The organism is Brevibacterium sp., assembly GCF_031179145.1.
In the GTDB taxonomy this organism is placed as follows: Bacteria; Actinomycetota; Actinomycetes; order Actinomycetales; family Brevibacteriaceae; genus Brevibacterium.
Genome location: NZ_JAPSIB010000014.1, coordinates 1 through 22,267 on the forward strand (window position 1 = coordinate 1; position 22,267 = coordinate 22,267).

Here is a 22,267-nt window from a genome sequence, read left to right on the forward strand (position 1 = left end):
AGTGAACGATGTCGTGAGACATGTGGTGAAGGATGTCTCGACACAGGCAGTGAATGATGTCGTGACACATGAGGTGATCGATGTCGAGAGACATCAGTGAACGATGTCGTGAAACCAGACACCACCGCCACCGCCATTGTGGGGGTACCTCCCGCTTGCGGGGGAATGTGTCGCGACATCGTTCACTCGATGTCGCGGCACATTTCTCATTTCCCGCCGCCCTCATGCAGGCGCCGACGAACCGTTGGCCGCCCGCTGATCGCCACTGCGGTGCGGTTCGCCGGTCGATGCTGAGCGTCTCTTCGGGCGGTGATTCAGAATGTGCGTGCAGCCCGCGTGCGCCGCATAAGCTGCCGGAAAGTAGTTGAAATCGCGCGGGGCACCGACTCCGGCTCGAAAGCTCCGGCAGAATCGATCCGAAGTCTCCATCGTGCGAGATTTCAAGTAGTTCTTCACGGGCCGGAGCTTCATTCGTCCGGATTGGGAGGGGTGGGCGGTGCTGCCCGTTTCACTTCACCGGCGAATCGACAACGTGACAAGTGTGTTCGACAACGCGACACCGGCATTTCGACAACCTGGCAGGTGTGATCGTTGACACATTCTGCGAAGCAGGCAACACTGTCCTGGTGAAACAGAAACATCTTTCCGTGATGTGAAATTTCACTGCGCAGGTACTTCGCGCAATACTCAAAGGCGCAGGTTCACCGCGCCACGTTCGAACACCATCGGGCGCCTGGTGCCGGCGCAGGCTCCAGTCCCCGAGTCTCTGTGTTCGGCGTTGAATCGATTCGCACAAGCGACAGACTGAGGTGTCCAATGGCAAAGACAGACAGAGACCAACACCAGGCCGCGCAGGCGGCCGGAGCCAGACCGGGAGCGCTCGACAGATTCTTCGAGATCACCGCCCGGGGCTCGAACATCAAGCAGGAGATCCGCGGAGGCATCGTCGCCTTCGTCGCGATGGCCTACATCGTCGTCCTCAACCCCCTCATCCTCGGCGGGTCCGCCGACGTCACGGAGGGAACCCTCGACTTCGCCCAGCTGACCGCGGTCACGGGCCTGATCGCGGGACTCATCACCATCCTCTTCGGAGTCGTCGCGCGGCTGCCCTTCGCCCTGGCCGCCGGCCTCGGCATGAACAGCTTCCTCGCTGTCTCCGTCGTCCAGGAGGTCACCTGGGCCGAAGCCATGGGGCTGGTCATCATCAACGGCGTCATCATCGTCGTCCTCGGAGCCACCGGCATCCGGACGGCCATCTTCAACGCGGTGCCCCATGCGCTGAAGATCGCGATCACCGTGGGCATCGGCCTGTTCATCGCGTTCATCGGCTTCGTCAATTCGGGATTCGTCACTCGCACCCCGGCCGGACCGCCCGTTCAGTTGGGGCAGAACGGATCGATCGGGTCCCTGCCGACGCTCGTGTTCGTGCTCGCACTCATCCTCATCGGGATCCTCGTCGCCCGGAAGATCCCGGGCGGAATCCTCATCGGGATGGTCGTCGCGACCATCGCGGCGATCATCATCCAGGCCTTCGCGAAGCTGGGCACCGTGGGCGACCCCGTCAATCCGGACCCCTTGGGCTGGAACCTCAGCGCACCTGAGATCCCGTCCCAGATCGTCGCTTTGCCGGACTTCTCGCTCATCGGCGCCTTCGATCTCTTCGGGGCATTCGAACGCATCGGCGTCCTGGCGGCGACGATGCTCGTCTTCACCCTGGTCTTCACCAACTTCTTCGACGCCATGGGCACGATGACAGGACTCGCCCGCAGTGCCGGGCTGCAGACCTCGGACGGAATGTTCCCCCGCATCCGCGGCGCGTTCATCGTCGAAGGACTCGGAGCCGTCGCCGGCGGCGGAGCCTCCGCCTCGTCGAACACGGTGTTCGTCGACGCGGCCGCAGGCATCGCGGAAGGCGCCCGGACGGGACTCGCCGCCTGCATCACCGGGGGACTGTTCCTCGTGTCCATGTTCTTCGCCCCGCTCATCGGAGTCATCCCGATGGAGGCCGGAGCCGCAGCACTGGTCGTCGTGGGAGCGATGATGGTGACCCAGATCCGGGAGATCGACATGAGCGATTTCCGGACCTCGCTGCCGGTGTTCCTGACGATGGTGACGATGCCGCTGACCTACTCGATCGCCAACGGCATCGGCGTCGGATTCATCTCCTGGTCGCTCATCCACGCGATGAGCAAGCGCGGCCGCGACGTCCACTGGCTGCTGTGGGTCGTCTCGGCAGGATTCGTCCTCTACTTCGTTCGCGGACCGATTTCGGCTATCTTGGGAGCATGATCGCAATGACGGGAACATTTGCCTGGCCGAAGGGCCAGATCGCTCACGGCAGCTGACAACGTGAGAGCTCGGCTTGTCGGCAGGTGCCGAGAAGCCTTCGATCTTCAGTGCTTCCCTTCTGTTCGCATGGATAACCAGAAGACCGCGAAGTACGATGCAATTGTTCCAACCATGCACTGTGCGTCTCAGTGACGAGACGCAGGAGGTTGATGGAATGTCAGCGGCAACGACGCAACAGACCGGCTGTCGGATCTCGGTGAATGGCACCGAGCACGACTTCGTCGGTCCACCACACACCAACGCCCTGGATTTCCTTCGCGGAGAAGGGCTCATCGCGGCGAAGGAAGGCTGCGCCGAAGGCGAATGCGGGGCCTGCGCGATCCTCGTCGCCCGGCCCGACGGCGATGACGGCACCAGATGGACCTCGATCAACTCGTGCCTGCTGCCGGCCGCCGCCCTCGACGGTCAAGAGGTCGTCACCGCAGAGGGCCTCGCCGACGGCGGCGAACTCCACCCGGTCCAGGAGGAGATGGCCGTGCGCGGGGGATCCCAATGCGGGTTCTGCACCCCCGGCTTCATCTGCTCGATGGCCGCCGAGTACTACCGACCCGAACGCGTGGCCGACGCCGCAGCCGCCTCGGAAGCCGCAACCGCCGCGGAAGTCGCAGCCGCCGCGGAAGCCGCAGCCACCGCCTCGGCGAGCGAGGACGGCCATCACTGCGGTCCCAACGGATTCGACATCCATTCCCTCTCGGGCAACCTGTGTCGCTGCACCGGGTACCGCCCCATCCGCGATGCCGCCTACGCGCTCCCTGCGCCCGACGCCAATGACGCTCTCGCCGCTCGCCGCGAACGGCCGGCCCCGGTTCCGCCTGCCACCGACCTGACCACGGTCGACACCCCCACGGGTGAGGTCGGACGGTACCGCAGGCCCGCCACCCTCGCCGAAGCGCTGGCGATCCTGCACGACGAACCCGACTCGCTCGTCGTCGCCGGAGCCACCGACTGGGGTGTGGAGGTCAACATCAAGGGCGCCCGCGCGAAGTCGATCGTCGCCATCGACCGTCTGCACGAGCTGCGCGGCATCCGCTGGGCCGACGACCACGTCGAACTCGGCGCCGCCCACACCCTGAGTGAACTCGACCGTGAGCTCGCGGGCCGGATCCCGCTGCTGGGCAAGCTGTTCCCGCAGTTCGCCTCCCGCCTGATCCGCAACGGCGCCACGATCGGCGGCAACCTGGGCACCGGTTCACCCATCGGCGACACCCCGCCGGCGCTCCTGGCGCTCGAGGCCGAGCTCGTGCTCACCTCGGTCGACGGTTCCCGCGTCGTGCCGCTGGCCGACTACTTCACCGGCTACCGGCAGACCGTGCGAAGCGCCGGCGAACTCATCACCGCCATCCGCATCCCGCTGCCGCTGGCACCCCTGACCTCGTTCCAGAAGATCGCGAAGCGCCGCTTCGACGACATCTCCTCGGTCGCGATCGGCTACGCGGTGACCGTCGAGGACGGGATCATCGCGAAGGCACGGCTGGGGCTTGGCGGCGTCGCCGCCACTCCGCTGCGAGCAGAGGCCACCGAAGCCGAACTCGAAGGCAAGCCGTGGTCGGTGGAGACCATGCACGCCGCCGCCGAGACGCTGGCGAACGAAGGCACCCCGATGGACGACCACCGGGCGAGTGCGAAATACCGGACCGCGATGCTGCGGTCATCCCTGGAGCGCTTCTACGCCGAGCAGGTGGGCGCCCTCGGAGGACAGAACCACAACGAGGAGGTGGCCCGATGAGCCACTTGTCCCAGCGCCCGGCCGACGCGGTCGTCGGCGAGACCCACCACCATGAAAGCGCCTTCGGCCACGTCACTGGCACAGCTCTGTACACCGATGACCTGGTCGGCAGGCTGACCGGGGTGCTCCACGCCTACCCGGTCCAGTCCACCCAGGCCCACGCGAGAATCAACTCCGTCGACACCGCACCGGCCGACGAGGTGCCCGGGGTAGTCCGCGTCATCACCGCCGCCGACATCCCCGGCGTCAACGATCAGGGCGCCAAGCACGACGAGCCGATGCTGCCCACGGGCGAGATCATGTTCTACGGCCAGCCCGTGGCCTGGGTGCTCGGCGAGAACCTCGAAGCCGCGAAGGCGGGAGCCGCAGCCGTCGTCGTCGATGCCGACCCCCTGCCCTCGCTCGTCACGATCGGCGATGCAATCGAGGCGCAGAGCTTCCACGGCATCCAACCCGTCATCGACAAGGGTGACGTCGACGGCGCCTTCGCCGACGCCGCACACGTGTTCGAGGGCGAGTTCGAGTTCTCCGGGCAGGAGCACTTCTACCTCGAGACCCAGGCGTCTCTGGCCCACATCGACGAGAACGGGCAGATCTTCATCCAGTGCTCGACCCAGCACCCCACCGAGACCCAGGACATCGTGTCCCACGTCCTCGGAGTGCCCGCCCACGAGGTGACCGTCCAGTGCCTGCGCATGGGCGGCGGATTCGGCGGCAAGGAGATGCAGCCCCACGGCTATGCCGCGCTCGCCGCTCTCGGCGCCAAACTGACGAACCGGCCCGTGCGGGTGCGCCTCGATCGCACGTGTGACATCACGATGACCGGCAAGCGTCACGGCTTCCATTCGTCCTGGCGGATCGGGTTCACGGAGGATGGGTCGATCCTCGCTCTCGACGCGACCCTGACCGCGGACGGCGGCTGGAGCCTCGACCTGTCCGAACCGGTCCTCACTCGCGCGATGTGCCACATCGACAATGCGTACTGGGTGCCCAACATCCGCGTGCACGGTCGCATCGCCAAGTGCCACAAGACCTCCCAGACGGCCTTCCGCGGCTTCGGCGGTCCACAGGGGATGCTCGTGATGGAGGACATCCTCGGTCGCGTCGCCCCGCAGCTCGGACTCAGCGCGCGCGAGCTGCGCCGCCGCAACTTCTACCCGGCCGGCCAGGACACGCCCTACTATCAGCCGGTCCGGCATCCCGAGCGGATGGAAGCGAGCTGGGATCAGCTCCTCAGTTCCGCCGAGGTGGAGCGCCGAGAGGCCGAGATCGCGGAGTTCAACGCCCGCCACGATCACATCAAGCGCGGGATTGCGATCACTCCCGTGAAGTTCGGGATCTCCTTCAACCTCACCGCGTTCAATCAGGGCGGCGCACTCGTGCTCGTCTACAAGGACGGCTCCGTCCTCATCACCCATGGCGGCACGGAGATGGGCCAGGGCCTGCACATGAAGATGATGCAGGTCGCGGCGACGACGCTCGGGGTGCCGCTGTCGACCGTGCGCCTGGCGCCCACGCGCACGGACAAAGTGCCCAACACCTCGGCGACGGCGGCGAGCTCCGGGTCCGACCTCAACGGCGGCGCCGTCAAGGACGCCTGCGAGCAGATCATCGACCGGCTGGTCCACGTGGCCGCGAGCCTCCTCGGAGCACCTGCTCACGAAGTGCGGATCAAGCGGGGAGTGGTCAGCGCGCTGAGCTCGACGAAGACCGTGACCTGGGAGGAGCTGGTCAACGCGGCCTACTTCCAGCGGATCCAGCTCTCCGCCTCCGGGTTCTACCGAACCGAGGGCCTGCACTGGAACCTGTCGGCGATGCGGGGCGAGCCCTTCAAGTACTTCGCCTACGGAGCCGCCGTGAGCGAGGTCGAAGTCAACCGCTTCGACGGCTCCTACCGGCTGCGGAGGGTCGACATCGTCCATGACGTCGGCGACTCGCTGTCCCCGCTCATCGACCTCGGCCAGATCGAAGGCGGATTCGTCCAGGGTGCCGGCTGGATGACGCTCGAGGACCTGCGCTGGGACGACAGCGACCGGCCCAGCCGTGGACGTCTGGCGACCCAGGCGGCGAGCACCTACAAGATCCCGAGCTTCTCCGAGGTCCCCGACGTCTTCAACGTCTCCCTGCTCGACAAAGCGCACGAGGAAGGCGCGATCTACGGGTCGAAGGCGGTGGGCGAGCCACCGCTGATGCTCGCGTTCTCCGTCCGGGAGGCGCTGCGAGAGGCCGTGGCCGCCTTCGGTGCGCCGGGAACGTCAGTCGAGCTGGCCTCCCCGGCGACGCCGGAGGCCGTGTTCTGGGCGGTGGAATCGGTCCGAGACACCCCGGGGCAGCCCGACGCCGATCCGCTGACCGCGGCCGCCGATGCCGAGGAGGAAGGCGCGCGGGCCGAGACTCCCGGTACCGCCGACTCCGAGGAAGGCGTCACCGTACCGTCATGATCTGGATGGACACAGCAGTCGAGCTCCGAGCAGCTCGGGTGCCGGCCGTCCTCATCACTCTGGCCGCCGTCCGCGGGCACGCCCCGCGCGAGGCCGGAGCGAAGATGATCGTCTCCGCCGATGAGCTCTATGGGACCATCGGCGGAGGCAATCTCGAGATGACCGTCGTCACCCGTGCCCGCGAGATCCTCGCCGAGATCGCCGCCCCGGCGACCGCCTCGGCGCCCGGGCCCGAGATGCTCACGCTGCGACTCAACGACAGGGCACCGGCCAAGTACGGCCGCCAATGCTGCGGAGGGGAAGTGACCGTCCTGCTCGAACCACTCACCGTGCCACCGACGATCGCCGTGTTCGGAATCGGGAACATCGGGTTCGAGCTGGCCCGGATCCTGTCCCGCCATGACATCGACCTCCACCTCAGCGATTCCCGCCCGGAGCAGCTTGCCGCACTCGACCGACTCGACGAGCCGGTCGCGGCGATCCACCGGGAGTTCGCCGTCGTGGGCGAGGAGGTCCTGTCCACGCTGCCCGCGGGCACCCACGTGCTCATCGTGACCCACGACCATGCCGAGGACCTCCACCTCTGCGACGCGGCGCTGCGCCACGGGAGCCTCGGATCCATCGGACTGATCGGATCGAGCGCCAAGTGGCAGCGTTTCCGCAAGAAGCTCATCGCCGACGGTCACACCCCCGAGGCCGTCGACACCATCCAGTGTCCGATCGGCCTGCCCGACCTTCCGGGGAAGCAGCCCGCGACGATCGCCCTGAGCGTCGCGGCCGACCTTCTGTCCCGGATGAGCTGAGCCCCGGCCGACCGTCCGACCCCGGACCACATCGCCCCGGCCACCGACTGCCCGCTGACGCTCGCGCGTCAGACCACGACCGTGAGGAACCCACCCATGATCATCTACCGCGCCCGGATCTTCGACACCCCGACCAACCCCTTCACCGGAGGAGAGCTGCGCGCCGACGCGGACGTCGCGCTCGTCGTCGACGACGGTCTCATCGCCGACCGCACCGACTTCGCCACCGCCAGGTCAGCCCATCCCGACGCCGAGGTGGTCGACCTGCGCGAGGGTGTGCTCATCCCGGGTCTCGTCGACACCCACGTCCATTACCCGCAGGTGCGGGCGATCGGCTACCTCGGCAAGCCGCTCCTCGAATGGCTGGACCGCTGTGCCCTGCCCGAGGAGTCCAAACTCGGCGACGAGGCCTATGCGCGGGCCCTGGCCACCGAGTTCCTGCGCGGACTGACCGCGGCGGGGACCACCTCGGCGATGGTGTTCGGTTCGCACTTCGCCACCGCGATGGACGCCCTGTTCACCGAGGCCGCCGAGGTGGGGCTGCGGATCACCTCCGGACTGGTCACGAGCGACCGGAACCTGCCGGAGGCGCTGCTGACCACGGTGGAGCGATCGGTCGCGGAGAGTCAGGACCTCATCGACCGGTGGCACGGGTTGGGGCGGCTGCGGTTCGCCGTGACCCCGCGCTTCTCCTACTCCGCGAGTCAGGAGCTCCTGGCGGCGGGCGGTCAGCTGGTCGTCGACAATCCCGGGATCTGGGTGACCTCCCACCTCAACGAGAACCGCGACGAGATCGCCGGTGTGGCCGCGCTGTTCCCCGAAGCCCTCGACTATCTCGACACCTATGATCGGGCGGGTCTGCTGGGGCGGCGGACGATCCTCGCCCACAACGTCCACCCCAGCGACCGGGAGCTGACCCGGATGGCGGAGACGGGGGCGGCCGCGGCGCACTGCCCGACCTCGAACTCGACCCTGGCGAGCGGCTTCTTCCCCCTGCGCCGGCACATCGAGCACGGAGTGCGTGTGGCTCTCGGCTCCGACGTCGGCGCGGGCACCGGATTCTGTCTCCTCAAGGAGGGAGTGCAGTCGTACTTCATGCAGCAGCTCGACCCGTCCGGGGGAGTGGCGCTGACGTCGGCGCACCTGCTCCACCTGGCGACCGCCGCCGGCGCCGCAGCGCTCGGGCTCGACGCCGAGGTGGGGGACCTGTCCGTGGGCAAGCGATTCGACGCCGTCCACATCCGGCCCACTGCCGGCGAGCCGTTGGAGGTGGGGAACCGGCACGCCACCAGCGACGAGGATGCCCTGGCGAAGATCTTCGCCATGGGCACCCCCGGCGACATCGCCCGGGTGTGGGTCGACGGCGAACCCATCAAGGGCTGATCCGCCGCCGACCACCTGGAGCCGTCAGTCCTGCCGGACGTCAGCCTCGACGACCTGCTTGAGCTGAGCCGTGTCGACGATGTCGCCGCAGTCGATCTTCGCGCGGATCTCCTCGACCTTCTCGTCGGGGATCACCGGGATCTCCTCCCCGTCGCAGTCGACGAACTTGCCGTCGATGAACATGTCACCTTCGCGCAGGTCCTTGAGATTGGACGGGGTGAGGTAGCGGACGGGGTTGGCGGCGAAGACGGAGGGATTCTTCGAGTTGCCGGCCTTGAGCTCGTTGAAGAGCAGGTTGAGGATCACCGCCATGATCGCGGCCGACGAGATCCCGGAGTGGAAGATCGTCTGCACCCAGGACGGGAACTGATCGTAGAAGTCGCCCTTGACGACGGGGACCATCGCGAAGGCCAGTGACGCGGAGACGATGATGAGGTTCATGTTGCCCTCATAGTCGACGGACTTGAGGTTGCGGATGCCGGAGCCGGTGACGGTGCCGAAGAGGATGAACCCCGCGCCGCCGAGCACGGGCATCGGCACGGCCGCGATGACCTGGCCGAGGACAGGCGTGAGGCCGAGCAGGATGAGGATCACGCCGCCGGCGGAGACGACGAAGCGCGAGCGGACGCCGGTCAGCGCCACGAGGCCGACGTTCTGGGCGAACGCGGACTGGGTGAACGAGCCGAAGAGCGGTGCGATCGCCGAGGACAGCATGTCGGCGCGCAGACCGTTGGCCACTCGCTTCGCATCGACCGGGGTGTTGATGATCTCTCCCACGGCGATGACGTCTGCGGCGGTCTCGGTCTTGATCACGAGGATGACGATGAGCATCGAGACGATCGCGGCGACGTCGAAGGTGGGGGCGCCGAAGGGCAGCAGAGCCGGGATCGCGATCGGGGCACCCGTGCCCACCTCGGAGAAGTCGGTCATTCCCATCGCCGCACCGGCGGCGGTGCCGATGACGAGCCCGAGCAGGATCGACAGCCGGGAGATCGTCGCGGACCCGACCTTGCTCAGCAGCAGGATCGAGGCGAAGGTGATGAAGGCCAGAGCGATGTTCTGCACCGAGCCGTAGTCGGCAGCCGAGTCGTCGCCGCCCATCGCCCAGTTGCCCGCGGTCGGGATCAGGGTGAGACCGATCGAGGTGATGACGACACCGGTGACGACCGGTGGGAAGAAGCGGATGATCCGGGCGAAGAACGGGGCGATGAAGAAGCCGATGATGCTTGCCACGATCACCGCGCCGAAGATGCTGCTGAGGTTCCCACCGCCGGTGAGGATCGAGAGCATGGTCGCGACCCCGGCGAAGGACACACCCTGGATGAGGGGCAGCTTCGATCCGATGAACCCGATGCCGATGCTCTGGATCAGGGTGGCGATTCCGCCGATGAACAGGCTGGCGGTGACGAGGGTGACGAGCTGCTGGCTGTCGACCCCGGCCGCGGTGCCGATGATCATGGGGACCGCGATGATCCCGCCGTACATCGTCAGCACGTGCTGGAGCCCGTAGGCGAAGAGCTGGGGAACGGGAAGCCAGGCGTCCTCGGGGCGGGTGGAGCCCGGGGGGATCGCGGCCGGCTTGTCGGCCTTGGCCTCGTCCGCGGTGGGGGATGTAGGGGATGTCCGTTTGGTGTTCTTCATCGTCGATAGAACCTTCCAGATGAGCGTTCTCTGGTCGTGGGCTCACTCGCGCACACAGCGGTGTGAGCCGGGGCCAGACTCGCTATTTTCCGTATCGTGGATCACAGTTTCCGAAAATTATGATCCCGACCACAATCCGCCCATTCGCGCTCCAAGTCAAATCGACGCAGGGGCACCGGCCGGTGAGGGGGCCGCCCCTGGACGGAGGGCGACCGGAAGATTTTCAGGTTCGCAGGTTGACCCCGCCTCGCGAAGAGGCCTATGCTGGATTTCATCCAACGGAAACACATTTCCACGATTCGGAAAGTGGTTCGCAGATCCAGCTCTATGAAGGAGGGTCTTCATGACTTCGACTTTCGACTTCACCACTGCAGACAGCTACATCCTCAACTGCTCCACCCTGCTCACCGAACTGCCGGTGATGGAGCGCGCTCAGGCCGCCAAGGACGCCGGCTTCAGCCAGGTCGAATTCTGGTGGCCCTTCGACGGCAACCCCACCCCGTCCCAGGACGAGGTCGACGAATTCGTCGCCTCCCTTGAGCGCGCCGGAGTGGAGCTCAAGGGACTGAACTTCTGGGCCGGCAACATGGCCGGCGGTGACCGCGGCATGGTCTCGATCAAGGGTGCCGAAGCCGACTTCGCCGCCAATGTCGAGATCGTCAAGGAGATCGGCAAGCGCACCGGCTGCAAGGCCTTCAACGCCCTCTACGGCCTGCGCACCGAGGGCCAGACGCCGCAGGAGCAGGACGAGGTGGCCATCGCCAACCTCAGGCTCGCCGCTGACGCGGTCGCCGAGATCGGCGGCACCGTCCTCGTCGAACCCGTCTCCGGCGCCGACGCCTACCCCCTGAAGAAGTACACCGACGCCGCCGAGGTGGTCGCCAAGGTGCGTGCGCACGACGTCGAGAACATCGCCGTCCTCGCCGACTTCTTCCACATGGCTGTCAACGGCGACGACGTCGCCGCCGTCATCGAGTCGGAGGCAGCGAACTTCGGCCACATCCAGATCGCCGACGCCGCCGGCCGCGGAGCCCCCGGCACCGGCGAACTCCCGCTCGAGGACTGGATCAACCGTGCCTTCGAGCTCGGCTACGCAGGTCAGATCGCCCTCGAGTACAAGCAGGACCGCGAAACGGCCTTCGCCTGGCTGAACGCCTCGGTCGAGCAGCCGGCCTGACCGACCACCTCGGCGGGGGAGACCGCCACCACCTCGGCGGGGGAGACCCGCATCCCGAACTGAACTTTCAACGAAGAAGGACATGCACATGAGCAAGACAATCGCTTTCATCGGACTCGGAATCATGGGCCTGCCGATGGCCAAGAACCTCGTCAAGGCCGGCTTCACCGTTCGCGGCTACAACCGCTCCCCGCAGAAGGCCCAGGACCTCGCCGCCGCCGGCGGTCAGGCCGCTTCCACCATCGCCGAGGCGGTCGGCGGTGCCGACGTCATCATCACGATGGTTCCGGACTCTCCCGACGTCGAGGCCGTGCTCACCGGTGAGGACGGCGTCCTCGCCAACGCCAAGTCCGGCGCCTACTGGATCGACTTCTCGACCATCCGTCCCGATGTCGCCCAGGACCTTGCCGCCCAGGCGAAGGAGAAGGGCCTCAAGCCCCTCGACGCTCCCGTCTCCGGCGGCGAGCCCGGCGCGATCGATGGCGTGCTCTCCGTCATGGTCGGCGGCGAGCAGGCCGACTTCGACGCCGTCTCCGACGTCTTCGACGCAGTCGGCAAGACCATCGTCCTCGTCGGACCCTCCGGCTCGGGCCAGACGGTCAAGGCCGCCAACCAGCTCATCGTCGCCGGCAACATCGGCCTCCTCGCCGAAGCCGTCGTGTTCCTCGAGGCCTACGGGGTCGAGACCACCTCGGCGCTGCAGGTCCTCGGCGGCGGTCTCGCCGGGTCCAAGGTCCTCGAGCAGAAGGGCCAGAAGATGCTCGAGCGTGAGTTCGACCCCGGCTTCCGCCTGGCGCTGCACCACAAGGACATGGGCATCGTCACCTCCGCCGCCCGCGAGGCCGGCGTCGCGATCCCGCTCGGCTCGACCGTCGCGCAACTCGTGGCCTCGACCGTGCAGCAGGGCAACGGCGGACTCGATCACTCCGGTCTCTTCACCGTCGTCGAGCAGCTCTCGGGCAAGACCGGCCAGAACGGTGACGGCCAGGCCTGAGCCCTCCCCACGAACAGGGGCGGGGCCGACTGTGAAACGACGGCCGGCCTCGCCCCCACCAACCACATACCGCCAGGGTCCACCTGGCCCCCGCAGGACGAACTCAGCGACGCAGACGTCGCGGTTCGCCCGGACACGAAGGACTTAAGAACTATGACACGTATGCGCGCAGTAGACGCAGTGGTGCTCATCCTGGAGAAGGAAGGCGCCACCGAGACTTTCGGTCTGCCCGGAGCAGCCATCAACCCCCTGTACTCGGCGATGAAGGCCCACGGCGGGATCCGTCACACCCTGGCCCGCCACGTCGAGGGGGCCTCGCACATGGCTGACGGGTACACCCGCGCGGCCGCCGGCAACATCGGCGTGTGCCTCGGCACCTCCGGCCCCGCCGGCACCGACATGATCACCGGCCTCTACGCCGCGGCCGCCGACTCCCAGCCGATCCTGTGCATCACCGGTCAGGCTCCCGTCGCCGTCCTCGACAAGGAGGACTTCCAGGCCGTCGACATCGCCTCTATCGCGAAGCCCGTGACGAAGATGGCCAAGACCGTGCTCGAGGCCGGTCAGGTCCCCGGAGTGTTCCAGGCCGCGTTCCAGCTGATGCGCTCGGCCCGCCCCGGACCGGTCCTCATCGACCTGCCGATCGATGTGCAGCAGACCGAGATCGACTTCGACATCGAGACCTACGAGCCGCTGCAGCCCTCGAAGCCGGCAGCCACCAAGGCGCAGGCGGAGAAGGTCCTCGACCTCATCGCCGAGGCGAAGCACCCGATCATCATCGCCGGCGGCGGAATCCTCAACGCCGATGCCGCGGACAAGCTCGTCGAGTTCGCCGAGCTGACCTCGATCCCGGTCGGTCCCACCCTGATGGGCTGGGGAGCGATCCCGGACAACCACCCGCTGCAGTCGGGCATGATCGGCATTCAGACCCATCGCCGCTACGGCAATGCCTCGTTCCTCGAGTCCGACCTGGTCATCGGCATCGGCAACCGGTGGGCCAACCGCCACACCGGTGACCTCGAGACCTACCGCAAGGGCCGCAAGTTCGTCCACATCGACATCGAGCCGACGCAGATCGGTCGCGTGTTCTCGCCCGACTACAGCGTCGTCTCCGACGCCGGCTTCGCCCTCGACGCTCTGCTCGAGGCCGCTCGCGGACGCAAGAACGCCTCGGCCCTGCCCGACTTCACGCAGTGGGCAGATGAGTGCACCCAGCGCAAGAGCACCGAGCACCGCAAGACCAACTACACCGAGAAGCCGATCAAGCCGCAGCGCGTGTACCAGGAGATGAACTCGGCCTTCGGCGAGGACGTCACCTACGTGTCGACCATCGGGCTGAGCCAGATCGCCGGTGCTCAGATGCTTCACGTCCACCGTCCGCGCCACTGGATCAACGCCGGGCAGGCCGGTCCGCTGGGCTGGACCGGGCCGGCAGCGCTCGGCGTGGCCAAGGGCAAGCCGGGCGAGACCGTCGTCGCGCTCTCCGGCGACTACGATTTCCAGTTCATGATCGAGGAACTGGCCGTCGGTGCGCAGCACAAGATCCCCTACGTCCACGTCGTCGTCAACAACTCGTACCTGGGTCTGATCCGTCAGTCGCAGCGTCCGTTCGAGATGGACTACGAAGTGTCGCTGGCCTTCGACAACATCAACTCCACCGGCGAGTCCGCCGGATACGGAGTCGATCACGTCGCCGTCGCCCAGGGTCTGGGCTGCAAGGCGCTGCGCGTCGATGATCCCGAGCTCATCGGCGAAGGTCTGCGCGTGGCCAAGGACCTGATGGACGAGCACCAGGTCCCCGTCGTCGTCGAGGTCATCCTCGAACGCGTCACCAACATCTCGATGGGCGCCTCGCTCGACAAGATCAACGAGTTCGACGTCCTCGCGCAGACCCCTGCCGATGCGCCGACCGCGCTGACTCCGCTGAGCGAGCTCGTCGCCGCGAAGTGACCGGCTGAGCACGATTTGATCGAGAGAGCGGCAGCGTCAGCGCTGCCGCTCTCCGCGCCCGAGTCCCCGGTTGGTCTCAGTGACCACTTCGGGGCCTCGGGCGTGGCTACACTTGTCACGGAGACGCACCGAGGACCGCCTCGGCCCCCGTGTGCCGTCAGGACCACCCGCGGCCGGTGTCACGACCACCGAACCAACCTGCCGGTTCAACCGGCCCCCGAAACACCCCGGCCGGTCCATCCGGCCGCCGAATCATCCCGGCCGGGAATCGGCCGGAAGACGAAGGAGTGAAGAATGATCGTCGAAGACGCCGGTTCGACAGCCGCAGGCGCAGCTGTCCTCGACCAGACCTCCGGCCAGGGTTTCGACCTGGTCATCAGGGCCAAGAAGGCGATGCTGCCCGACGGTGTGAGCTCAGCGGAGATCGGTGTGAAAGACGGCAGGATCGTTGAGATCGCCGCCGATTCGACACTGTCCGGCGCCGTCGCCGAGGACGCGAACGTCATCGAGGTCGATGAGACGCAGATCCTGCTGCCCGGCCTCGTCGACACCCACGTGCACGTCAACGACCCCGGCCGCAGCGAATGGGAGGGCTTCGACAGCGCCACCCGTGCCGCCGCCGCCGGAGGTGTGACCACGATCATCGACATGCCACTCAACTCCCTGCCTCCGACCGTCAACGTCGAATCCCTCGACATCAAGCGCGAGGTGGCCGGCCCCAAGGCATTCGTCGACGTCGGCTTCTGGGGCGGCGCGATCCCGGGCAACACCGCTGACCTGGGGCCCCTCCACGATGCCGGCGTCTACGGCTTCAAGTGCTTCCTCGAGGACTCGGGTGTCGAGGAGTTCCCTCCGCTTGAGCCTGCGGAGATGCAGGCGGACATGGCCGAGCTGGCCAAGTTCGACGGTCTGCTCATCGTCCATGCGGAGGACCACGAAGTGATGGCCTCGGCGCCGAGCGGATCCGGGCCCAAGTTCTCCGACTTCCTCGCCACTCGACCTCGCGAGGCCGAGAACGTCGCCATCCAGCGCGTGATCGATGCCGCCCGCGCGACCGGCGCCCGCGCCCACATCCTCCATCTGTCGTCCTCCGACGCGCTGCCGAGCATCGCCGCAGCCAAGGCCGAGGGCGTCAAGATCACGGTCGAGACCTGCCCGCACTATCTCGTGTTCTCCGCTGAGGAGATCCCCGACGGTGCGACCACTCATAAGTGCTGCCCGCCGATCCGCGAGGAATCCAACCGGGAGGCCCTGTGGCAGGGACTCATCGACGGCACGATCGACTGCATCGTCTCCGACCACTCGCCTTCGACCGCGGAGCTCAAGCTCCTCGACTCCGGCGACTTCGGGGCCGCCTGGGGCGGCATCTCGTCCCTGCAGCTCGGACTGTCACTCGTGTGGACCGAGGCCGCCAAGCGCGGCATCGACCTCGCCGAGGTGGTGCGCTGGATGTCGTCGGCTCCGGCCGAGGTGGCCCGGGTCGAGAACAAGGGAGCGATCGCGGTCGGCTTCGACGCCGATTTCGCGGTCTTCGCGCCCGAGGAGGAGTGGACCGTCGTCGCCACCGAACTCCACCACCGCAATCAGATCACCGCCTACGACACCCGCACGGTGCGCGGAGCCGTGAAGAGCACGATCCTGCGCGGGACTCCCGTCAGCTTCGACGAACCTCAGGGCAAGTTGCTGCGCGCCCGCTGATCAGGCACGCCATGGCGCCCGGGCACTTCTGTGCTCGGGCGCCACAGCGCTAGGGCCCGGCAATACGACAGCGGCCCGGCAATACGACAGCGGCCCGGCAATACGACAGCGGCCCGGACATCTCTCTCGAGAAGTCCGGGCCGCTGTCGTGCAGCAGTGCGGGTGCTCTGAACCCACCGCGTCTCGTTCGAGGCGAACACATGATTCGGCTCGGATGTCGAGTTGCAGGGGCATCGGCCCAACTTGTATGGACTTTGCTTCGATTTGGCCGCCCAGATCGAAGCTAAGTCCACACAAGTCGCTGAGGCGTCCCAGATCGAGGGAAACCGACCCGAACAATTGGAGCCGCCGGCGGAGAGATCGCCGTCAGGCTGCTTCGAGCTCCTCGCGCAGACGGCGGACGTGGCCCTCGGCGGAGACGTCGTACTCGACGCTGGAGAGGTTGCCCGATTCGTCGATGACGAAGGTCGAGCGCAGCGTGCCGTCGAAGGTATTCCCATTGACGGTCTTCTCACCGAAGGCGCCGTAGGCCTTGGCGACCTCGGCTCCCGGGTCGGAGAGCAGCGGGAATGTCAGCTGCTCGGACTCGGTGAAGGCCTGCAGCGCCTCGGCGTCGTCGGGGGAGACCCCGAGGACCTGGTAGCCGAGAGCCGACAGGGAGGCGAGGTTGTCGCGGAAGTCGCAGGCTTCGGTGGTGCAGCCCGGGGTCGCGGCCTTCGGGTAGAAGTAGAGGATGACCTTCCGGCCGACGAAGTCCGACTTCGAGTAGGTCTTTCCGGTGGCATCGGTGAGGGAGAATTCCGGGGCGCTCTGTCCGACTTCAAGGTGACGTGTCATGAGTGTTCCTTTCGAGAGTGCGAGCCCCGCCGGTTGCGGTGCTCGATGGGGGATCGTTCTGCTGGTGGTCGAGTGATTGTCGCAGCGGCTTCGACGGGCTTCCGCAACGGAGTCGAGCGGCCGCCTCAGCGCGTGGCGAGCAGGGCACAGGCATGCGCCGCCGTCGATTCGATCAGCTCTTCGGCCCGCGCCGACAGTTCCGCCAGGTCCGCGGGCCCGGGAGCGATCGACAGCGCTGCCGTGATGCCGGCCTCCCGGCTTTCGGCCGGAGTCAGCGCGACCCGACCGGCGACGACGACGATGCTCGCCGAGGCGGGGGAGTGGTCCCGGACGGCCGCGACGACCTTGCCGCCCAGGGACTGCGAATCGAACGACCCTTCGCCCGTGAGCACGAGGTCGGCGTCTGCGAGCGCCTCGCCCAACCCCACGGTCTCCGCGACCATGCGGGAACCGGGGACCACCTCGGCTCCGAGCAGCGTCGTCAGGGCCAGGGGAATGCCACCGGCGGCCCCGAAGCCGGAGGTGGCGGCCAGGGTTCGCGCGGCTTCGGGGGACTCGGCGAGCACCTCGGCGAAGTGGGCCAGTCCGGCGTCGAGGCGCGAGACCGTGGCCGGATCAGCGCCCTTCTGCGGTCCGAACACCGCGGCCGCGCCGCGCTCCCCGGTGAGGGGATTGTCGACGTCGACGGCGATGCGCCAGCGAACGTCGAGCGCGCGCTGGTCGAGGCCGGTGGTGTCGACGGAGGACAGGTGGGCCAGTCCGCCGCCGCCGGGGGGAATCGGGGCGCCGGTGTCGTCGAGCAGGGCAGCGCCGAGGGCGCGGACCAGGCCCGCGCCGCCGTCGGTGCTGGCGGAGCCGCCGATGCACAGGAGGATCTCGTCGACACCCTCATCGAGGATGTGGCGGGCGATGAGGCCGACGCCGTAGGTGTCGGCGCGTTCGGGCTCGAGCGGGACATCCGAGACCTGCGGCAGGCCGTTGGCCTGGGCCGCCTCGATGACGGCGGTCCTCCCGTCGGCGGAGACGCCGTAGAGGGCGGTGGTGGGCCGGCCGAGTGCATCGACGACCTCGACCGACCGGGCCGGGGTGTTCCACACGGCCAACAGTGCGTCGAGGGTGCCCTCCCCGCCGTCGGCGAAGGGAAGGTCGGTGATGTGGGCATCGGGGAACACCTGCCGGGCGCCGCGGGCAAGTGCGGCGGCGGCCTCTGCGGCAGTGGCGGACCCCTTGAAGGAGTCCGGCGCGCAGACGATGCGGAGTGCGGGGGACGTGGCGTCTTTGCTCATAGTTGAATCCAACATCATTGTCGTGATCACCGGGCGGTGCGGTCAGAGAGCGGACAGGCGCTCGGTCGAGGCGCTGCCGAGAACGGCCATGTCCGGCGGTGGGTGCGGCAGCGGAGACCCGCGGCCGTGCGACCCGCAGCCGGACATGGCAGTCGACTTCTCGAGTTTGACGACTTCTCAGGCCAGCTGCTCGTAGGCGGAGAGCGTGAGGAAGTCGTCGTAGCTGTCGCCGCGCAGGGTCATGTCGCGCACGAGCTCGGCGGCCGGCACGAAGAACTTCTCGAACTGCTCGTCGTTGCCGATGTCTCCGCGCAGCTTCTCCAGCTCCTCGTCGAGAAGACCGGAGACGTACTCCACCGTGATCTCCTGCCCGGTGTCAGCGGTGACGACGTTGTTGTGGATCTGCTGCCAGATCTGCGACCGGGAGATCTCGGCGGTGGCGGCGTCCTCCATCAGGTTGTGGATCGCCACGGCGCCGTTGCCCGAGAGCCAGATCGCGGTGTAGTAGATCGCGACGTAGAGGTTGGTGCGCACACCTTCCTCGGTGACGTCGCCGCTGGCGGTGGACAGGTCGATGAGGTCGCCGGCGGTCACGGAGACGTCGTCGCGGAGGCGGTCGAGCTGGTTGGGCTTGTGCCTGAGGACCTTGTCGAACTCCTCCCGGCAGATGTCGACGAGGTCGGGGTGGGCGACCCAGGAGCCGTCGAATCCGTCGTCGGCCTCACGGGCCTTGTCGTCGTGGACCTTCGCGAACGCCTGTGCGGTGATCTCGGGTTCGCGGCGGTTCGGGATGAACGCGGCCATGCCGCCCATCGCGAAGGCTCCGCGTTTGTGGCACGTCGACACGAGCAGCTCGGTGTAGGCGCGCATGAACGGCTGGTTCATCGACACGGCGGCACGGTCGGGGAGCACGAAGTCCGTTCCCGAGCTGCGGAAGTACTTGATGATGGAGAACAGGTAGTCCCAGCGGCCGGCGTTGAGGCCTGAGGCGTGCTCGCGCAGTTCGTAGAGGATCTCGTCCATCTGGAACGCCGCGGGGATGGTCTCGATGAGGACCGTCGCGCGCACGATTCCGTGCGGCAGGCCCAGCTTCTCCTCGGCGAAGGTGAAGATGTCGTTCCACAGGCGGGCTTCGAGATGCGACTCGAGCTTCGGCAGGTAGTAGAACGGACCAAGGCCCTTCTCATGGCCGAGCTTCGCGTTGTGGAAGAAGTGGAGGCCGAAGTCGACCAGCGCGCCGACGCCCGGTTCGCCGTCGATGAGGATGTGCTTCTCGGGCAGGTGCCAGCCGCGGGGACGGACGACGACGACCGGAGCGCTCGCGTAGTCGTCGACCTTGTACTCCCGGCCTTCGGGCGAGGTGAATGCGAGTTGACCGCGCAGCGCGTCGTAGAGGTTCTTCTGACCGTCGACGAGGTTGTGCCAGGTGGGCGACGTCGCGTCCTCGAGGCAGGCCAGCCACACCTTGGCCCCCGAGTTGAGGGCGTTGATGGCCATCTTCGCCGGCGACGGGGGACCGGTGATCTCGACGCGGCGGTCGGTCAGGGCGGCAGGCGCCTCGGCGACCTTCCAGTCACCCGAGCGGATCTCTGCGGTCTCGGGGAGGAAGTCGAGGGAGCCGGTCTCCGAGGCAGCCTTCTGCGCGTCCTTGCGGGCTGCGAGCAGTTCATTGCGCTTGGGCGCGAACTTCTGATGGAGTTCTTCGACAAAGGCCAGAGCCTCTGCGGTGAGGATGGTCTCCGAACCAGCCACCTCGTAGGGCTGGGTGATTTCGATGCTCATGGCTGTGTGTCCTTTCCTGACGAAAAACTCCTGAGAAGTGTTGGTTCCACAATATCCCTGAGTATCCATGATGCGGAAGAGCTTTTCCAAATTACGAATGACTCTACAGGTGGCAGTTCCCGGCCGAATCGCCGCCCCCTCGATTTGACTTCTCACGAGACCGCGCTCACACTCGAACCTAAAGAATGGAAAACATCTTCCAGGATGTGAAAGTTTCGCCTGGGGACTGCAGCACCGTCGCAGCGCCGCCGCCGGGACTTCCGCAGGGGAAGATGCACCGATCCCCTGAGGAGGTCAGAGTGGACCTGGACGAGTTCAACCGGCTCCCGGCCGACGAGGCACACGAGGTGCTGCGTCCGTGCCTCGACGTCGAGCGCTGGATCGACGGCGTCGTCGCCGGGCGACCCTACGCCGATGTCGAGTCTATCGTCGAATCCGCCCGCCGCAGCGCCGATCCACTCCGCGACGAGGAGATCGCTCAAGCTCTGTCCCATCACCCCCGCATCGGTGAGAGGGCCCAGGGCGACTCCGCCGAGGCGAAGCTGTCCAAGACCGAACAGGCCGGCCTCGGCGCGATGGACGGTTCCGTGCAGGAGCGCCTCGCCGCCGGCAACGCCGCCTACGAAGAGCGCTTCGACCGGGTGTTCCTCATCCGCGCCGCCGGCCGGAACCCGGAGGAGATCCTCTCGGAGCTCGAGCGCCGCATGAACAACTCCGACTCCGCTGAGCTCGCCGAGGTCGGCGAGCAGCTGCACCAGATCGCCGAGACCCGACTGACAGGAATCTTCGCATGAGCTACATCACCGCCCACGCCCTCGACTCGACCGCAGGCACCCCGGCCCGCGATCTGCAGGTCACGCTCTACTCCGGCTCAGAGGAGATCGTCAGCGCCCGCACCGACGAGAACGGCCGAGTCGTCGAGTTCGGACCGGACCACCTCGACGCCGGTGACTACCGCATCGTCTTCGCGACCGGCGAATACTTCGAGTCCCGCGGGCAGGATCACTTCCACCCGCAGGTGACCATCGACTTCACCGTCAAGGCGGGTGAAGCCCACTACCACATCCCGCTGCTGCTCAGCCCGTTCGCGTACAGCACCTACCGCGGCAACTGAGCCGATGGCGACGGCGTCGCCGTTCCAGGAATTCAAGGGGAAGCAGGTCCCCTGCAGGAGTCACATCCTCAACAAACCGCCGAAGTTCGCCGAAGGCCCCAGGGCTGTTCGACAACCTCGCAAATCAATTGGTTCGCAGCGGACGCGATCGTCGACGAAGACAGCGTCCGCCGCAATGAGAACAGGAGCAAGAAGATGAGCAAGGTGAAGCTGACCAACAATCAGTACGGCAAGGCAGAGAACCGTTTGATGAGGGTCTACCGTGACTCCGAACGTCACGAGATCCGCGACCTCAACGTCACCTCACAGCTGTGGGGCGACTTCGAGACCGCGCACACCGAGGGCAACAACGAGCACGTCGTGGCCACCGACACCCAGAAGAACACGATCTTCGCCAAGGCGAAGGAAGTCGGCGTGACCTCGCCCGAGCAGTTCCTGCTCACCCTGGCCGAGCACTACACCTCGAACTTCGACTGGGTCACCGGCGGCCGCTGGGCAGCCGAGGAGTTCGGCTGGGACCGCATCAACGATCACAACCACTCCTTCTACAAGTCGGCGCCCGAGGTCCGCACCTCTGTCCTCACCCGCGACGGCGACAAGGACACCCTGATCTCCGGGTTCTACGGACTCACCGTCCTCAAGACCACGGAATCCGGCTTCGTCGGCTACCCGAAGGACAAATACACCACCCTGCCCGAGACCGAGGACCGCATCCTCGCCACCGACATCGCGACGCGGTGGCTCTACAACACCACCGACCTCGACTTCGAAGGTGTGTACCGCAAGGTCAAGGAGATCATCCTCGACTCCTTCACCGACCACTACTCGCACGCTCTGCAGCACACGCTCTACCAGATGGGCGAGAAGGTCATCGAGCAGGTCCCGGAGATCGACGAGATCCGCTTCTCCTGCCCGAACAAACACCACTTCCTCTACGACATCGAGCGCTTCGGCCTGGAGAACCCGAATGAAGTGTTCATTGTCGCTGATCGGCCATACGGTTTGATCGAAGCCACCTTCACCCGCGATGATGTGGAGGAGAACAAGGAAGCCTGGAACGGGATCTCCGGATTCTGCTGATCTGAA

16 protein-coding genes are annotated in these 22,267 nt (G+C 66.8%); 12 read left to right on the forward strand and 4 right to left on the reverse strand.

What is annotated here, in order from left to right:
• Positions 1-816 precede the first annotated feature (816 nt).
• The 5 genes from RIT73_RS11055 to guaD all read left to right on the forward strand — a co-directional run bounded on the left by RIT73_RS11055 (position 817) and on the right by guaD (position 8,702).
• Positions 817-2,289 (forward strand): NCS2 family permease, encoded by a 1,473-nt coding sequence (locus RIT73_RS11055; protein WP_309132133.1) that lies wholly within the window; start codon positions 817-819, stop codon positions 2,287-2,289.
• Positions 2,290-2,503: 214 nt separating this feature from the next.
• A complete protein-coding gene (locus tag RIT73_RS11060) occupies positions 2,504-4,075 on the forward strand; it encodes an FAD binding domain-containing protein (RefSeq protein WP_309132134.1) in 1,572 nt (523 codons plus the stop codon).
• Positions 4,072-6,516: a xanthine dehydrogenase molybdopterin binding subunit gene (gene xdhB, locus RIT73_RS11065; RefSeq protein ID WP_309132135.1), complete on the forward strand. Its 2,445-nt coding sequence runs from the start codon at positions 4,072-4,074 to the stop codon at positions 6,514-6,516. The genes RIT73_RS11060 and xdhB overlap by 4 nt, the downstream gene beginning before the upstream one ends.
• Before the next feature lie 5 nt (positions 6,517-6,521).
• Complete coding sequence (xdhC, locus tag RIT73_RS11070) at positions 6,522-7,319, forward strand: xanthine dehydrogenase accessory protein XdhC (protein ID WP_309132136.1); 798 nt, start codon at positions 6,522-6,524, stop codon at positions 7,317-7,319.
• 96 nt (positions 7,320-7,415) lie between these two features.
• Complete coding sequence (gene guaD / locus RIT73_RS11075; protein ID WP_309132137.1) at positions 7,416-8,702, forward strand: guanine deaminase; 1,287 nt, start codon at positions 7,416-7,418, stop codon at positions 8,700-8,702.
• Between the two features lie 24 nt (positions 8,703-8,726).
• Here guaD and RIT73_RS11080 read toward each other — a convergent pair whose 3' ends face one another.
• On the reverse strand, positions 8,727-10,343 hold the full coding sequence (locus RIT73_RS11080; RefSeq protein ID WP_309132138.1) for a nucleobase:cation symporter-2 family protein: 1,617 nt from the start codon (positions 10,341-10,343) through the stop codon (positions 8,727-8,729).
• A gap of 343 nt (positions 10,344-10,686) precedes the next feature.
• Between RIT73_RS11080 and RIT73_RS11085 the strand changes: the two genes are divergently transcribed.
• The 4 genes from RIT73_RS11085 (at position 10,687) to allB (ending at position 16,162) form a co-directional block, all read left to right on the forward strand.
• Positions 10,687-11,520: a TIM barrel protein gene (locus tag RIT73_RS11085; RefSeq protein WP_309132139.1), complete on the forward strand. Its 834-nt coding sequence runs from the start codon at positions 10,687-10,689 to the stop codon at positions 11,518-11,520.
• A gap of 88 nt (positions 11,521-11,608) precedes the next feature.
• Positions 11,609-12,514 carry a 2-hydroxy-3-oxopropionate reductase gene (locus tag RIT73_RS11090; RefSeq protein ID WP_309132140.1) on the forward strand — a complete coding sequence of 302 codons (906 nt, stop codon included), beginning with the start codon at positions 11,609-11,611 and terminating at the stop codon, positions 12,512-12,514.
• A gap of 153 nt (positions 12,515-12,667) precedes the next feature.
• Positions 12,668-14,464 (forward strand): glyoxylate carboligase, encoded by a 1,797-nt coding sequence (gene gcl / locus RIT73_RS11095; protein WP_309132141.1) that lies wholly within the window; start codon positions 12,668-12,670, stop codon positions 14,462-14,464.
• A 294-nt stretch (positions 14,465-14,758) separates the two neighbouring features.
• Positions 14,759-16,162: an allantoinase AllB gene (gene allB, locus RIT73_RS11100; RefSeq protein WP_309132142.1), complete on the forward strand. Its 1,404-nt coding sequence runs from the start codon at positions 14,759-14,761 to the stop codon at positions 16,160-16,162.
• A gap of 366 nt (positions 16,163-16,528) precedes the next feature.
• Here allB and bcp read toward each other — a convergent pair whose 3' ends face one another.
• The 3 genes from bcp to aceB all read right to left on the reverse strand — a co-directional run bounded on the left by bcp (position 16,529) and on the right by aceB (position 20,067).
• On the reverse strand, positions 16,529-16,999 hold the full coding sequence (gene bcp / locus RIT73_RS11105) for a thioredoxin-dependent thiol peroxidase (protein ID WP_309132143.1): 471 nt from the start codon (positions 16,997-16,999) through the stop codon (positions 16,529-16,531).
• 125 nt (positions 17,000-17,124) lie between these two features.
• Complete coding sequence (locus RIT73_RS11110) at positions 17,125-18,285, reverse strand: glycerate kinase (protein ID WP_309132144.1); 1,161 nt, start codon at positions 18,283-18,285, stop codon at positions 17,125-17,127.
• Positions 18,286-18,462: 177 nt separating this feature from the next.
• Positions 18,463-20,067 (reverse strand): malate synthase A, encoded by a 1,605-nt coding sequence (aceB, locus tag RIT73_RS11115; RefSeq protein ID WP_309132145.1) that lies wholly within the window; start codon positions 20,065-20,067, stop codon positions 18,463-18,465.
• Between the two features lie 299 nt (positions 20,068-20,366).
• Here aceB and uraD point away from each other — a divergent pair, with 299 nt between their 5' ends.
• The 3 genes from uraD to pucL all read left to right on the forward strand — a co-directional run bounded on the left by uraD (position 20,367) and on the right by pucL (position 22,261).
• The gene (uraD, locus tag RIT73_RS11120; protein WP_309132146.1) at positions 20,367-20,861 is read left to right on the forward strand and encodes a 2-oxo-4-hydroxy-4-carboxy-5-ureidoimidazoline decarboxylase; all 495 of its coding nucleotides are present in this window, start codon (positions 20,367-20,369) and stop codon (positions 20,859-20,861) included.
• Entirely contained in the window at positions 20,858-21,181 is a 324-nt protein-coding gene (uraH, locus tag RIT73_RS11125; protein ID WP_309132147.1) for a hydroxyisourate hydrolase, read from the forward strand. The genes uraD and uraH overlap by 4 nt, the downstream gene beginning before the upstream one ends.
• 195 nt (positions 21,182-21,376) lie before the next feature.
• Positions 21,377-22,261 (forward strand): factor-independent urate hydroxylase, encoded by an 885-nt coding sequence (gene pucL, locus RIT73_RS11130; RefSeq protein ID WP_309132148.1) that lies wholly within the window; start codon positions 21,377-21,379, stop codon positions 22,259-22,261.
• Positions 22,262-22,267: the final 6 nt, after the last annotated feature.

Coding starts and splice junctions, on each gene's coding strand:
- RIT73_RS11055 (WP_309132133.1), top strand. CDS start 817: ATGGCAAAGACAGACAGAGACCAACACCAGGCCGCGCAGGCGGCCGGA.
- RIT73_RS11060 (WP_309132134.1), top strand. CDS start 2,504: ATGTCAGCGGCAACGACGCAACAGACCGGCTGTCGGATCTCGGTGAAT.
- xdhB (WP_309132135.1), top strand. CDS start 4,072: ATGAGCCACTTGTCCCAGCGCCCGGCCGACGCGGTCGTCGGCGAGACC.
- xdhC (WP_309132136.1), top strand. CDS start 6,522: ATGGACACAGCAGTCGAGCTCCGAGCAGCTCGGGTGCCGGCCGTCCTC.
- guaD (WP_309132137.1), top strand. CDS start 7,416: ATGATCATCTACCGCGCCCGGATCTTCGACACCCCGACCAACCCCTTC.
- RIT73_RS11080 (WP_309132138.1), bottom strand. CDS start 10,343: ATGAAGAACACCAAACGGACATCCCCTACATCCCCCACCGCGGACGAG.
- RIT73_RS11085 (WP_309132139.1), top strand. CDS start 10,687: ATGACTTCGACTTTCGACTTCACCACTGCAGACAGCTACATCCTCAAC.
- RIT73_RS11090 (WP_309132140.1), top strand. CDS start 11,609: ATGAGCAAGACAATCGCTTTCATCGGACTCGGAATCATGGGCCTGCCG.
- gcl (WP_309132141.1), top strand. CDS start 12,668: ATGACACGTATGCGCGCAGTAGACGCAGTGGTGCTCATCCTGGAGAAG.
- allB (WP_309132142.1), top strand. CDS start 14,759: ATGATCGTCGAAGACGCCGGTTCGACAGCCGCAGGCGCAGCTGTCCTC.
- bcp (WP_309132143.1), bottom strand. CDS start 16,999: ATGACACGTCACCTTGAAGTCGGACAGAGCGCCCCGGAATTCTCCCTC.
- RIT73_RS11110 (WP_309132144.1), bottom strand. CDS start 18,285: ATGAGCAAAGACGCCACGTCCCCCGCACTCCGCATCGTCTGCGCGCCG.
- aceB (WP_309132145.1), bottom strand. CDS start 20,067: ATGAGCATCGAAATCACCCAGCCCTACGAGGTGGCTGGTTCGGAGACC.
- uraH (WP_309132147.1), top strand. CDS start 20,858: ATGAGCTACATCACCGCCCACGCCCTCGACTCGACCGCAGGCACCCCG.
- pucL (WP_309132148.1), top strand. CDS start 21,377: ATGAGCAAGGTGAAGCTGACCAACAATCAGTACGGCAAGGCAGAGAAC.